The 14542-nt window shown below is 57.0% G+C and carries 6 protein-coding genes; 5 read left to right on the plus strand and 1 reads right to left on the minus strand.

Annotation, left to right across the window (positions count from 1 at the left end):
- The first annotated feature begins 33 nt into the window (after positions 1–33).
- The 3 genes from V8J88_RS01890 (at position 34) to V8J88_RS01900 (ending at position 11169) form a co-directional block, all read left to right on the plus strand.
- Positions 34–6294, plus strand: coding sequence for an Ig-like domain-containing protein (locus V8J88_RS01890; RefSeq protein WP_338847452.1), 6261 nt, complete (start codon positions 34–36; stop codon positions 6292–6294).
- A 4-nt stretch (positions 6295–6298) separates the two neighbouring features.
- Positions 6299–10801, plus strand: a complete 4503-nt coding sequence (locus V8J88_RS01895) for an RHS repeat-associated core domain-containing protein (RefSeq protein WP_338847453.1) — start codon at positions 6299–6301, stop codon at positions 10799–10801.
- Positions 10802–10956: 155 nt separating this feature from the next.
- Positions 10957–11169 carry a hypothetical protein gene (locus tag V8J88_RS01900; RefSeq protein ID WP_338847454.1) on the plus strand — a complete coding sequence of 71 codons (213 nt, stop codon included), beginning with the start codon at positions 10957–10959 and terminating at the stop codon, positions 11167–11169.
- A 56-nt stretch (positions 11170–11225) separates the two neighbouring features.
- Here V8J88_RS01900 and V8J88_RS01905 read toward each other — a convergent pair whose 3' ends face one another.
- Entirely contained in the window at positions 11226–11441 is a 216-nt protein-coding gene (locus V8J88_RS01905) for a hypothetical protein (protein WP_338847455.1), read from the minus strand.
- A 274-nt stretch (positions 11442–11715) separates the two neighbouring features.
- On the opposite strand from V8J88_RS01905, the gene V8J88_RS01910 reads away from it, so the two are divergent.
- Positions 11716–13983 (plus strand): hypothetical protein, encoded by a 2268-nt coding sequence (locus tag V8J88_RS01910; protein WP_338847456.1) that lies wholly within the window; start codon positions 11716–11718, stop codon positions 13981–13983.
- On the plus strand, positions 13980–14492 hold the full coding sequence (locus V8J88_RS01915) for a hypothetical protein (RefSeq protein ID WP_338847457.1): 513 nt from the start codon (positions 13980–13982) through the stop codon (positions 14490–14492). The genes V8J88_RS01910 and V8J88_RS01915 overlap by 4 nt, the downstream gene beginning before the upstream one ends.
- Positions 14493–14542 lie beyond the last annotated feature (50 nt).

Below are 14542 nucleotides of genomic sequence, written 5' to 3' on the forward strand. Positions count from 1 at the left end.
GCTCCATTCAGAAAGAAACAACAGGAATACCACATGCGCACCCCTCGCTTGCAAAAAGCTATCGCCCATCTCCTGCTGGCATGCAGCCTGCTGCATGCCGCTCAGCCTGCGCTCGCCGCCACCCTGACGGTAGGTGAGGGCGTAGTCTTGAAGTTTGGCGAAGATGCGCAACTGGTGGTGCGTGACCGGCTGCAAGCCGGCAAATCGGTGCTCTTGACCAGCCGCTATGACAATAGCGCGGGCGGCGCGCTTGACAGCAATCCGCGTCTTCCGGCGCCTGGCGACTGGGGCGGCATGCGCCTGGAAAAATCCGCCGCCGCCAGCAGCACGCTGGAAGATTGGCAATGGCGTTACGCCGGAGGGGCAGGGCAAGCAGGCTTGCAGGTGCGCGGCTGGAATGCGCTGTTGAATGGGGCCGGTTTTTACGACAATCTGCTCGGTCTGCGTTTGCAGGATGGGGCCAATCTGCAGCTTAGCGGCGCCAGCTGGCTGCGCAATCAAACCGGCTTGCAAGTACAAGCCAGTCAACCGCACATCAGCGCCAGCAGTTTTGCCGGCAACAGCCAATGGGCGTTGCAAAACCTGACCCCGCAAAACAGCATCACTGCACCCGATAATTGGTGGGGACATGCAAGCGGCCCCAGGCAGGAAGGCGGCAATGGCCAGGGCGATGCGCTCAGCAGCGGTGTGCAGGCCGCCACTCCAAGCACCCATGCGCCACTGCTGTATCCGCGCTTGCGCCTGGCGCAAGCGCCGGCCCCGTTTAGCGCCAATCCGCAAGTGCGGCTTTGGATTGCCTGCCAAAACGCGACGGAATACCGGATTGCGGAACAGGGCGCATTCAGCAACCTGCCTTTCAGCGCCTTGCCGCCAACCGGCGAGGCCTATCTCGACTTCACTTTATCGGCGCAGGAAGGTCATAAAGAACTGCAAGTGCAATTCCGCAATCCGCAAGGGCAAGTGGTGAGCGCCAGCCTGGCGGGCGGCATTTGGTATGACCGCGCCGCACCACAATTAAGCTTGCGCAACCCGGCCCCGGGCAGTCTGATCAATCGCGACATTGTGTTGGAAGCCGAGGCCAGTGACAGCAATAGCGTGGCGAGTGTGGAATTTTTCCTCAACCAGACTTCCCTGGCGCGCATCAACCAGGCCCCGTGGCGCTGGAATTGGGCGATTGCCGGCGCGCCGGAGGGCAGTCATCGCTTGCGCGCAGTGGCGCGCGATGCGGCTGGCCGCACAGTCGAGCGCAGCGTGCAGATCAGCATTGCGCATGGCGTACCGCCGGCTGATACGGATGGCCCATCCCTGGAAAATATCAAACTCGATGGACAGACATTGGCTGACGGTATGCGTATCGGCAAGAGCGCAGATCTTACGCTCGACGCCAGCGACCGCAGCGGCGTGGCCCGGATTGCACTGTTATTGGATGGCACAGAACAAAGTGTCGTGAATAGCGGCGGCAGCCAGCGCCTGCGCTTGAATCTGGATGGCGTAGCCGATGGCGCGCATACCTTGAGCCTGCAAGCACGCGACTCGCTTGGCAATCACAGCACGCGCAGTTTTGCGCTGCAAATTGCGCATGCCGCGCCAGACGCGCCGCAATGGCTGGTGAGTGGCGGCGTGACGCGCCATCAGCAACAAGACATCACTGGCCGCGCCGCGCCCGGCAGCAAGGTGACACTGCGCCGCAATCAAGTGGAATTGCCGGGCGATATCTATGCCGGTGGCGATGGCCGCTTCAACGCCACCGTGCAATTGAGCAGCGGCCCGAACCGGATTCAAGCACGCGCCAGCGACCAATATGGAAGCGGCGACTGGTCGGCGGAATTGTTGTACACCTTGGATCAAAGCATGCCAGCGGCGCCGCAAAATCTGACGCTGCAAGCGCAAGCCGCCGGTAAATTGCGTCTCTCCTGGAGCCGCAGTGCAGACGCGAGCGTAGCCGGCTATCTGGTGTATCGCGCCAATCAAGCATTTGAAGAAATCAGCCGCGCCCAATTGCTGACTCCGCAAGCGATCAGCGGCGCCAGCTTTGACGATTTGCCGCCACAAGAGGGGCTGTGGCATTACCGGATAGTGGCGCAAAACGCCGCTGGAACCCAATCCGCACTCTCCAATGCGGCGCAAGGCATAGCGGACGCCAGCTTGCCGCGCGTACCCGATCTGGTCTCAACTTCCTTGGGACGGGTGGAGCAGGGACGCATAGGCCAAGGGCGCGTGAATGTGGAATTGCGCGTCAGCGAAAGCTTGGGCGCGGCCCCTTATCTGGCCCTGGTTCCGCAAGGCGGCCATCCGATCAGCATTGACTTGCAAGCAGGCAGCCAGCCCGACACATGGCAAGGCAGCTTTGCGATTGACGCCAATACGCCGGCTGGCTTGGCGCATTACATATTTTCAGCGCGTGACGCCGCCGGCAATCGCGGCAGCCAGATTGAGCGCGGCGGCAGTTTGCAAATTGACACGCGCGGCCCGGAACTGCGCGCAATCAGCATCCAACCCGGCGCGCCAGTCAATAATCAGGGCAACCCGGAATTGCGCGTCACACTCGAATTTGACAAAGCATTGCAAAGCGCGCCGGAAGTCAAATACCGCCTGGGCAGTCGCGACTTGCAAGCCATTAGCGGCTGGACTCAGGGCAGCGGCAATCAATGGCAAAACAGCTTCCGCTTGCCAGCGGATGCAGGGCAGTCCGGCCCGGAAAACCTTTCATTCAGCTTCACCGCGCGTGACAGCCTGGATAATCTGTCGAGCCGGATTGCGGCGGCCAACAGCTTCCAGGTCTATCAGGGCGCTTTGCCGCCGCTGGCCAATCCGCTCGGCTTCACTGCCAAGGCGCAAGCGGGCGGCAAGGTGAAACTCAGCTGGCAGGCAGTCGATAGCGTGTTCGCCTATCAGCTGTACCGCCAGGCGCCGGGCGAAAGTGAGCTGCAGCCACTGGGACGCGCTTCCGGCCTGGAGTTAATCGACGCCACCCCGCGTGACGGTTTGTACCGCTACGCCATCGCCAGCGTACGCCGTGCCGGCGATACCGAAGCCGTATCAGACCGCAGCGAAAGCGTGAGCGTGCAAGCGCGCGCCACAGCACCAGGCGCACCAGGCGGCTTGCTCTTGCTCTTAAGCGGGCAAGGGATTTACGCCAATTGGCAAGCGCCAGCTTCCGGCAATGTCGATTACTACAATTTGTACCGCGCTGGCGGCACAAAAATCACCAGCATCGAAGGCATGACCCCATATAAAACCCGGATCAAGGGACAGGTGACATTTGACACCAACCCATCGCCCGAGCAAGGCGCATACGTGGTGACAGCGGTGGATGCAGCCGGCAATGAATCGGCGATCTCGAATTCCTTCTATTTAAACGTCAGCCTGTTGCCGGTGCGCCAGCTGCTGTTGGAGCAAATCGGCAATCAATTGCCGCAACTCAGTTGGCAAGCGCCGAATCAGGCGCAAAACGGCAACTTGGCCGGCTATCACGTTTATCTGGATAAACCGGAAGGCGGGCAATTGCGCCTCACGCCACAAGCGCAAAGCGCAAACAGCTTCAGTGACGCGGCATACAGCGGCGGCGAACGGCGCTACAGCATCGCCACCGTCGATGCCACAGGGGTGGAAGTGCAGCGCAGCATTCAACTGCCAGCCTTGGATGTGCAAATCGTTGCCGGACTGCCATTGAAGCGTGGCTTGATGAATCAATTGCAAGTGCAAATCAGCAACCGTTCGCAAAGCGCATTGAATGGCGTGCGCGCCATGTTCCGTCTGCCTGGCGCTGATGGCCGTCCAGCGCGCGACCATTATTCCGCGCCATTGGGTTTGGCGCCGGGACAAAGCAGCGTCATGATGGTGACTGTTGGCGGTTATGCTGAGCTTGATCCCAGCCAAAGCGCACAGCTCGGGGTTGAAATCGCTTCCGGCGAGGGCGAATTGGTGCGCCTGTTGCAAAGCCGCACACTGGAGGTGGTGGAGGGCGCATTGGTGGTGAATCTGGCCGCCAGCGAAGTCACACGCGGCGGCGTCGCCAAGCTGCGACTGACCGTCGAAAATAACAGCGATGTCGAACTTGAATGGCTGACCGCGCGCCAACACGGGACCAAGCCATCGGATGAATTGCGCTTCAAGATTCTGGACGGCGATGGCAATCTGCTGGCCAGCCAGCCATATCAACAAGTGTTTGGCAGCAGTGTGGTCACCCTCGGCAATGGCGACACGGTGGCGCGGATCGCGGCCGGCAGCCGCTATGAATCGGAAGAATTCAACCTGAATATTCCCAGCGCCAGCCCGAATGAAGTGCGCTTGCGCTTAGAGGTGGACAGCTTGCGCTATCACAGCGGACGCGAAGATGAAATCAAAATTGCCGGGCGTGTCAGTGAGCGGCTGCTGTCCTTGAAAGACACCGCTTATTATGCCGAAGTGAGCAGCGTCAGTCCGGCGCAGTCGTTTGGCGACAGCGATATTTTGATCCGGGGCCGCGCACTGGAACGTCACAGCCGCGCACCATTGCCGAATGCGCGCGTGAAACTGGTCATCAATCAAGAGGGCTTTGAGCGGCAGTTTTACGCAGTCAGCGATGAAAGCGGCAATTTCCAATACAGCTACAAACCTGCGCCGCAAGATGGCGGCGAATTCCGCATCAGCGCCTTGCATCCAGTGATGACAGAACGGAATGAACAACAGCGTTTCGTGATCAGCCGCATCAGTTTGAACCCGGCGCGCGCGCAATTGGATATCCCGAAAAACGCCCGCTACCGGATTCCCCTCAAAATCAGCGCAGGCCCGGCCAGCGCAGCAAATAATCTGCGCCTGGCGCTGAACCCGGCCAGCCAGCCGACCGGGCAAATTCCGCAAGGCGTGAATCTGGAACTGCCTGCGCCGCTCAGTCTGCAGGCGCGTCAAAACGTGGAAGTGGCGCTCAACTTCCAAGCCGATGACAGCGCCATCAGCAGCGGCGCGCTGATTCTGGATCTGCACAGCGATGAACGTCCGGACAGCCCGATTGCACAATGGCGCTTGGACTATAAGTTGTCAGACGCGCGGCCTTATCTGATGGCGCAACCAGCGATAGTGGAAGCCGGCATGGCGCGCAATGCCAGCCAGATCGAAGGCTTGCAGATTAAAAACAATGGCTTGCAAGCCGCAGCCAATTTGCGCTTCGCCCTCTTGCACAGCAATGGCGCGCCGGCCCCGGCCTGGGCCAGACTGCTCAACCAGGCAGATGGCGATTTAGCGATCGGCGCCAGCCGCCAGCTGGATTTGCATTTCAGCCCGGATGCCCAAGTGGATGAAGGCGTGTACCAACTCAAACTGGAAGTGACAGGCGACAACCTGCCACCCTTCAGTGTGCCGGTATATGTGAGTGTGACCCAAAGCGGGCAAGGCAGCGTACTGTTCAAAGCCGCCAATCTGTACACCGCCACGCCGGATCGCAATGGCCGCTTGATCCCGGGCTTGGTGAATGCGACGGTGAGTTTGCAAAACGAGGAAGTGGCGACTCAGACCTGGCTCTTGCAAACCGATGCGCAAGGCGAAGCCTTATTCGAGAATATTCCAGCCGGGCGCTACAAATACCGCGTCAAAGCCGATAGGCATCAGGAAGCGGCCGGGCGCTTGACGGTGCGTCCCGGCGTGAATTTGAAGCAGCCCGTGTTTTTAGAATACAAGCTGGTGACAGTGGAATGGAGTGTGCGCGAAGTGACGCTGCAAGACCGCTATGAAATCACCTTGAACGCGACCTATGAAACCGATGTGCCGGCAGCCGTGCTGATGATGCACCCTGTCAGCGTGAATCTGCCCAAAATGCGGGTGGGCGATGTGTATTACGGCGAATTAGTGTTGACCAATTTCGGCCTGGTGCGCGCAGAAAATGTGCGGCAGAAATTGCCCAAGAGCGATGCATATTTCCGCTTTGAATTCTTAACTGAGGTTCCTGCCGTGATGGAAGCAAAACAGCGCGTGAATATTCCTTACCGCGTAATCGCCCTGCAAAGCCGGGAGCAGGCCAACAGCAATGGCTTGGCCTCAGGCGGTGGATGCGACCACTATTCCAATAACTTTGAGGTCAGCGGTAACTACACCTGTGGCAATGGCAATGTCTCATCATCAAGCGCTAGCGCCAGCTGGTTTTCAGCAGATCCCTCATGTCGCGGCGAACAAGGCTATTCTGGCAGCTTGATTGATTACGGTTCCAGCAGTCGGGGCACAAGCAATGTGGATGTGACGCCGGCATCACAAAGGCTGAAAGGCACGAAATGTGTCTTCATTCCAAATAACGCCCAAGACGCGCAACAATGTAAGCAGTGAGTAGATGATGCAAACAGAACATTCCAATATCGCACAATTGAATTGGCGCAGCCTGCTGCTGCAGTGGCTCATGCTTGGCGTCTTGCTCTTGTGCCTGAGCAGCGCAGCCCAAGCCGGGATCAGCATCCGTCCCCCGAATGGCTATTTGACCATCGTTGAAGATGATCTGAGCGTCAGCACACGGCACGGCCCCTTGCGCTGGAAGCGCTATTGGGATGGCACGCATTGGCGTTTCAATTCTCATTGGGAAAGTCTGTCCCAAAGCTGGTCGAATTTGACCTGTAATAAAAGCGATGAAGCCAGTCCAAATTCGCCCGGCGGGTATTGGGCGGTAGTGGATATTTCCTGGCAACCCGGGGAAGGCGGCGGCCAACCTGCCCCCCTGTTCACGCCATTTAACAGCCGCTTGAGCGACAACCCGCATGACTATGTGCAAGCGCGCACCATGAATTTGAACTGGCAGCAATTATGCAGCGCGCCAACAGAGGGACAAAGCTATGAGGCCGATGTGGTGCGGCGCATTAATCAGCTGTTTACCGGAAAAAATGGCGAATACGCCTTTGACAACCGCACCATTTTACGGCACAGAACGGTGCAAGCATATCGTCCCGTCGCTAAGCAGCCGGATGTGCCACAGAGCGAGGCGCAGAATGCAGTAAAACCTGCGGCACCCGCTATGCGCAGCTTCAATTCGCCAATTGAAACGGTAAAGGGCTACCGCTTAAGCGACCGCAACGGCGGCTGGGTGGATTACAACGCGCGCGGCGAAATGCTGTCCTGGGGTGATCAGAATGGCAATGCGAGTTGGTTGCTGCGCGATGTGGATGGGCGCTTGATTGCGGTGTTAGGGCACGATGGGCGCACCCTGATGACGCTGCACTACTACCCCAGTACCTTGCTGGCCGAAGTGCGCGATTATCCGGCCCCGGACATCGCGCAAGACCTGCCGCCACGCGTGGTGCGCTACTTCTACGATGGCTTAAACCGCCTGACCGGGGTGGAAGATGTGCTCGGCCATCGCACGCAATACAAATATGATCAATACAGCCGCATTATTAAAATCATTGATCCCGAATTGCACGAGCAGCAATACAGCTACTACCCGTTCGGTTCAGTCAAACAATACATCGCAGCAGATGGTGGGGTGACGGACTACGAATGGGACTACGATACCGACAAAAAACAGTTTGAGAGCAAAATCATCTGGCCACGTGGATTGACGATGCGGCGCACAGAAAGCTATCTGCACGACCGCAGCGGCAGATTGTTAGAGCGTTTTGTGAATGGGCGGCGGGAAGAGAGCATCACACGCGACAGCGCCAACAACAGCACCATCAGCACCGATGCGCGCGGCTTCAAGACGGAAGTGCGGCGAAATGAATTTGAACAAGTGGTGGAAATCCGCTACGGCGATAACAGCACAGTCCGGCGCAAATACTCAGCCTCGCATATGCAGTTGCTGGAAGAAGAAGACGAAGCCGGCATCAAAACCCGCTACGAATATGACGCCAAGGGCAATTTACTGAGCAAAACCGAAGCGCTGGACTTACCGGAACAACGTATCACCGAATATGCGCGCAACCCGCAGGGACAGCTCATCAAACTCACACGCAAAGGGCGTACCGAAAGCAATGGGACAGTCACACCGGATGCCGTGCTGCAGATGGAGTATGACGCAGTGGGCCAATTGGCCTTATTGATCGACGCAGAAAACGGCCATTGGCGCTTTAATTACGACCGCGCCGGCAATTTGCGCAGTGTGAGCAACCCGCTGCGCGAGCGCACCAGCTTCACCTACAATAGCGCCGGACTTTTGTTGGAAGTGACGAATGCCCTGAATCATAAAACCAGCTTTGTGTATGACAAAGTGGGCAATCTGATCAAGCAAACCGATGCGCGCAGCAAAGACTGGCACAGCAAATATGATGGCATGCGACGCCTGGTGCAGCGCATCAACGCAGTCAACGGGGTCAGCAGCCGTCGCTACTGGCACACCGGGCTGGCGCAGGAAGAAGAGGATGAAGACGGGCGCAAACAGCACTATCTGTATGACAATTATCTGCGCCTGATACAGGAAACGGATGATCTCAAGCATCAGACAGAGTACAGCTATTATCTGAACAGCGATCCGGGCCAGGGGCCAGTGTACACGCCGCTGGAAATTAAATATCCGGGCTACAGCAAAAGCCAGCGCTTTGACGCACGCGAGCGGCTGACCAGCGAAACCATCAAGCAGGGTGACAATCTGCAAAGCAGCAGCCACACCAGCAGCCGCAGCTACGACAAGCGCGGCCTGCTGCTGACAGAAACCGACCCCTATCAAAAAACCAGCCAACGCAGTTATGACGGACTGGGACAGATGACCGTGTATGAAGACAGGCTCAAAGGCAAAACCATGCTGAGCTACGATGCGCGCGGCAATCTGCTGCAAGTGGAAGACGCCCGTGGCAAACAATACCGCTATGAATACGACCGCAACGATAAAGTGGTGAAAGAAATCCGTCCCCTGGGCCAGGAAATCGCCTACGTCTGGGACGCCGCAGGACGCTTGCAAAGCCGCACAGATCCCTTGCGCAATAAAGTTCAATACAGCTGGGATGCGGTGGGGCGCTTGCGTCAAGTCGAGCATATCAGCGCCGCCGGCGAGCTGCGCCGCAGCATCACCTTCAGCTACGACGAAGTAGGCAATCTCTTGCAATGGCAAGAGCAGGATCATGCGCGCCAGCAGAGCAGCCAGGCGCAGATGACTTATGACGACGCCAACCGCAAGCTGTCAGAAACCATCACCTGGCCGAATCAAGTCAGCCAAAGCTATCGCTATGAATACAGCAAAGGCGGCAAAAAGACGGCGCTGGTATGGCCGGACGGCAGCCGCATCGCCTATGAATACAGCGCGCATGGGCAATTGCAAAGCGTGCAGATTCCCGGCGAAGGCAGTCTGAGCGTGAACGCCTGGAACTGGCTGCTTCCCGCGAAAAAGACTCTGCCAGGCGGCAGCGTGCAGGAAGCGCGCTATGACGGCATATTGAATTTGCGCGGCCTGCAACTGAAAAATCCAGCGCAACAAAACGTGCTGAGTTTGGAAAACCGCTATGGCAAAGCGTTTGAATTAACACAGCGCAGCCGCAGCCAGGCCGAAGGCAGTTGGCAGGAAAGCTTCCAATACGACCATGAACAGCGCCTGACACAAGCTGCGCGCAGCGGCAGCCTGGGCGAAGAAACGCAAAGCTTCACGCTGGATGGCGTAGCCAACCGGACGCAACATTCACGCACCGAAGGCGCCTGGGAATACGACGCCAACAACCGCTTGCTGCGACGCGGCAGCGGGGCCAACGCCACGCGTTACGACTGGGACGACAATGGCGCGCTGCAACGCCGCAGCGAAGGCGGCAATCAGGTGCAGCAATACATCCATGATGAAGAAAACCGTTTAAGCGAAGTACGCGACGGCGCCGGCAAGCTGATCGCACGTTACGGCTACGACCCGATGCACCGGCGCATCTGGAAAGAACAATTCCGTGACAGACAAGGCAATGCGTTGGGACAGGCGCTGCGCACGCTGTATCTGTACAACGACGAAGGCCTGCTGGCCGAAAGCACGCAGCCTATCAGCCTGCAAGCCGATGGCAGCGCAGTCAGCACAGGCGAAGTCCAGATTCAAGCGCAATACGGCGCCGAGCCGGGTACAATGTTCGGCACGGCGTATCAGTTCGCCAAGCTGAAAGCCGGCAACGGCGAAAGCAAATTCGTCTACCTGCAAAACGACCACCTGGGCGCGCCGATACTGGCGACGGACAAAGAAGGGACGGTGCAGTGGAGCATGCGGGCGGATGTGTTCGGCATGGAAAACCAGGTGTGGACGGATGCAGGCCAGGGCGTCAAGCTGAATTTCCGCTTTCCGGGGCAGTATGCGGATGAAGAGACCGGGTTCTTTTATAATTGGCACAGGTATTATGATCCGGGGGTGGGGAGGTATATTCAGTCTGATCCGATTGGGCTAAAAGGGGGGATGAATACGTATGCTTATGTGGGGGGGAATCCAACCGCATACACTGATACGTTCGGGTTGTCATTGGATGGGGTTAAGTACGTAATGGGGCAGGTTCGAGGTAGTTTTCCAGAAATCAAACCAAATGGGCCTATTGTTTTGGGGCCAGTGCCAGAGGGGGCCGCAGGTCAGACAAGTAATTGGAATGGGACGATTACAATGCCCCCAAACTTTTCCCCGAAGAAATGTTTGTCTCGAAACGAATGGGAAAACCTGTTTTATACGTTATTCCACGAAGGTATGCACAGTACAGATGACTTCATTACTAGAGTAACTACAACAAATAGCGAGAATGATGAGCATCACCAGAAAATTCATCGTCGAGAAGCATTTGAGAAAATGCGGCCAAAAGGACAGCAAAAGCCAATGTGGGGAAAACCGCGCGCGACACCTGTAAATGAAAATCAACTCTACGAAGAATATGTGAAAAATTCGCCTGATTGCAAATGCCAAAAATAAACTTCCACAAGCGATTTTTTTATTGGTTCGTTGTCGCTTCGATTACGCTACCTTTGACATGGCTCGTTTGGTTATATTTCCATCCGTTGGATTCTGACGTAGAGTCAACAAAGCGCTCGCAAACGCGCGTGGTCTTAGATATCACTGGAGTCTCTTTGAATGCCTGGATTAAAGAAAATGGCAGAGCTCCTAATATCTCTGAAGGGCTTAGCGTACTGCAATTCAAGACTTATCCTGTTAGAGATGGATGGGGGAGACCATTAATTTACAAACCGGATTTTTTGCTAAAAAAGCAGCAATTCTATTTGTATTCGACTGGCCCCAATGGGATAGATGATGGTGGAGAAGACGACGACATACGGTTTTGAATAAGAGCAGCCCCGCTCTCGGCTACGCCGGTCGCGGGGCTTTCTTCATGTGAGGCTCAGCGTTTCTTGCGCTGCTTGGCCGTGGTCTGATGCGCTTGCCGGCTCTTGGCCAGAATGTCATCAATCAGCGCCACCATTTGCGTGCGCTCGGTCGGCGTGAGTTCGGCAATCAATTGCGTGAGTCTGCTTGCAAAATCGTTGTGCGCGCTGTGGTGGCGGTGCGGGCATTGGGCGCAGGGTTGCGCGGGCGCTGCTGGCGTGGCGTGTGTCATGATGGTTTCCTTTCGCGTAGATTGTCTTTCTCTATTTCTTTAAAAAAGCATCCCCATCCCCCGGCTGGCGCCGGGGGGGGGAATCTGCTTCTTTCTTCGCCGCTTGGTTTGCAGCTAAAAGAAAAAGCGTTACGAGGCGCCAGCGCGCTGAGCTGGCAGCGCAGGGGTAATCACCAGCTCGGAGCTTGCGCTCGCCCACTTTCACCAGTACGCGCACGCCCTGCGCAAAACCTGCATCTTCCAACCCCAGCCGGCCAAGCGCAGCATGGTGTGAATGCCGCTGATGGAGCGCGGCACCGTCAATTGGTTTTCCGGCTTGGGTTGGATGCGGTTGCGGGTGTTGTGTGGCCGGCTTAGCCATAAAACCAGCTTTGCGTATGACAAAGTGGGCAATCTGATCAAGCAAACCGATGCGCGCAGCAAAGACTGGCACAGCAAATATGATGGCATGCGACGCCTGGTGCAGCGCATCAACGCAGTCAACGGGGTCAGCAGCCGTCGCTACTGGCACACCGGGCTGGCGCAGGAAGAAGAGGATGAAGACGGGCGCAAACAGCACTATCTGTATGACAATTATCTGCGCCTGATACAGGAAACGGATGATCTCAAGCATCAGACAGAGTACAGCTATTATCTGAACAGCGATCCGGGCCAGGGGCCAGTGTACACGCCGCTGGAAATTAAATATCCGGGCTACAGCAAAAGCCAGCGCTTTGACGCACGCGAGCGGCTGACCAGCGAAACCATCAAGCAGGGTGACAATCTGCAAAGCAGCAGCCACACCAGCAGCCACACCAGCAGCCGCAGCTACGACAAGCGCGGCCTGCTGCTGACAGAAACCGACCCCTATCAAAAAACCAGCCAACGCAGTTATGACGGACTGGGACAGATGACCGTGTATGAAGACAGGCTCAAAGGCAAAACCATCCTGAGCTACGATGCGCGCGGCAATCTGCTGCAAGTGGAAGACGCCCGTGGCAAACAATACCGCTATGAATACGACCGCAACGATAAAGTGGTGAAAGAAATCCGTCCCCTGGGCCAGGAAATCGCCTACGTCTGGGACGCCGCAGGACGCTTGCAAAGCCGGACAGATCCCTTGCGCAATAAAGTTCAATACAGCTGGGATGCGGTGGGGCGCTTGCGTCAAGTCGAGCATATCAGCGCCGCCGGCGAGCTGCGCCGCAGCATCACCTTCAGCTACGACGAAGTAGGCAATCTCTTGCAATGGCAAGAGCAGGATCATGCGCGCCAGCAGAGCAGCCAGGCGCAGATGACTTATGACGACGCCAACCGCAAGCTGTCAGAAACCATCACCTGGCCGAATCAAGTCAGCCAAAGCTATCGCTACGAATACAGCAAAGGCGGCAAAAAGACGGCGCTGGTATGGCCGGACGGCAGCCGCATCGCCTATGAATACAGCGCGCATGGGCAATTGCAAAGCGTACAGATTCCCGGCGAAGGCAGTCTGAGCGTGAACGCCTGGAACTGGCTGCTTCCCGCGAAAAAAACCTTGCCCGGCGGCAGCGTGCAAGAAGCGCGCTATGACGGCATCTTGAATTTGCGCGGACTGCAGCTGAAAAATCCGTCCCAACAAAGCGTGCTGAGTTTGGAAAACAGCTATGGCAAAGCGTTTGAATTAAAGCAGCGCAGCCGCAGCCAGGCCGAAGGCAGTTGGCAGGAAAGCTTCCAATACGACGCTGAAAACCGCCTGACGCAAGCTGCGCGCAGCGGCAGCCTGGGCGAAGAAACGCAAACTTTTACGCTGGACGCCGTCGCCAACCGCATCCAGCATTCCCGCACAGCCGGCGAGTGGGAATACGACGCCAACAACCGCCTGCTGCGCCGCGGCAATGGCGCCAACGCCACGCACTACGACTGGGACGACAACGGGGCCCTGCAACGTCGCAGCGAAGCCGGCAATCAAGTGCAGCAATTCATCTACGACGCCGAAAACCGCTTGAGCGAAGTACGCGACGACGCCGGCAATCTGATCGCCCGCTATGGCTACGACCCGATGCACCGGCGCATCTGGAAAGAACAATTCCGTGACAGACAAGGCAATGCGTTGGGACAGGCGCTGCGCACGCTGTATCTGTACAACGATGAAGGCCTGCTGGCCGAAAGCACGCAGCCTATCAGCCTGCAAGCCGATGGCAGCGCAGTCAGCACAGGCGAAGTCCAGATTCAAGCGCAATACGGCGCCGAGCCGGGTACAATGTTCGGCACGTCATATCAGTTCGCCAAGCTGAACAAGGGCAACGGCGAAAGCAAATTCGTCTACCTGCAAAACGACCACCTGGGCGCGCCGATACTGGCGACGGACAAAGAAGGGACGGTGCAGTGGAGCATGCGGGCGGATGTGTTCGGCATGGAAAACCAGGTGTGGACGGGTGCAAGCCAGGGGGGCAAGCTGAACTTGCGGTTTCCGGGGCAGTATGCGGATGAGGAGACCGGGTTCTTTTATAATTGGCACAGGTATTATGATCCGGGGGGGGGAGGTATATCCAGTCCGATCCGATTGGGCTCAAAGGGGGGATGAATACGTATGCGTATGTGCATGGGAATCCGGTTTCGTTTACCGACCCAAAAGGCTTATGGGTTAACATCGCAGCAGGTGCGGTGATCGGTGGAGTAGGTAATTTCGGATATCAGGTTTGGAAAAACAGTGGAAATTTGAAATGTGTTGACTGGGGAGATGTTGCCGAATGGGCCGCTATTGGCGGCTTGGCGGGTGCGCTTGTACCTGAAGGCCTTATTGCCCGTGGCGGGATGCAAACAGTTACACGATGGGGGCCGCCAGGTAAATGGGTTATGACTGGTGGAAGCTCTTGGCGCAACTGGTTATTTGCAGGAGGTCCAGAGTTGGGCTATCCAATGTCAACAGCTGTAACCACACAAATTCCTGCAAGCTCCTTGGCATGGCCTGCCGGTTGGGAAGTCATAAAGGGGATAGTTGGGCAGCGTGTTATTGTCGGAGGAGCTGCAATTGGTGGAGCTGGTACTGCTAATGCAGCAACTGGAAATGCGGAATCATGTGGGTGTAAATGATTTTTAAGATATTATTAATTTTGGTTGCGGTAGGTATTTTTCTTGATGTG

Origin of the sequence: Massilia sp. W12 (assembly GCF_037300705.1) — a bacterium.
Classification (GTDB): Bacteria; Pseudomonadota; Gammaproteobacteria; order Burkholderiales; family Burkholderiaceae_D; genus JACPVY01.

Bases quoted from the DNA above. Each gene is read 5' to 3' on its own strand.
- V8J88_RS01905 (WP_338847455.1), bottom strand. From the start codon at position 11,441: ATGACACACGCCACGCCAGCAGCGCCCGCGCAACCCTGCGCCCAATGC.
- V8J88_RS01910 (WP_338847456.1), top strand. From the start codon at position 11,716: ATGCCGCTGATGGAGCGCGGCACCGTCAATTGGTTTTCCGGCTTGGGT.
- V8J88_RS01915 (WP_338847457.1), top strand. From the start codon at position 13,980: ATGAATACGTATGCGTATGTGCATGGGAATCCGGTTTCGTTTACCGAC.
- V8J88_RS01895 (WP_338847453.1), top strand. From the start codon at position 6,299: ATGATGCAAACAGAACATTCCAATATCGCACAATTGAATTGGCGCAGC.
- V8J88_RS01890 (WP_338847452.1), top strand. From the start codon at position 34: ATGCGCACCCCTCGCTTGCAAAAAGCTATCGCCCATCTCCTGCTGGCA.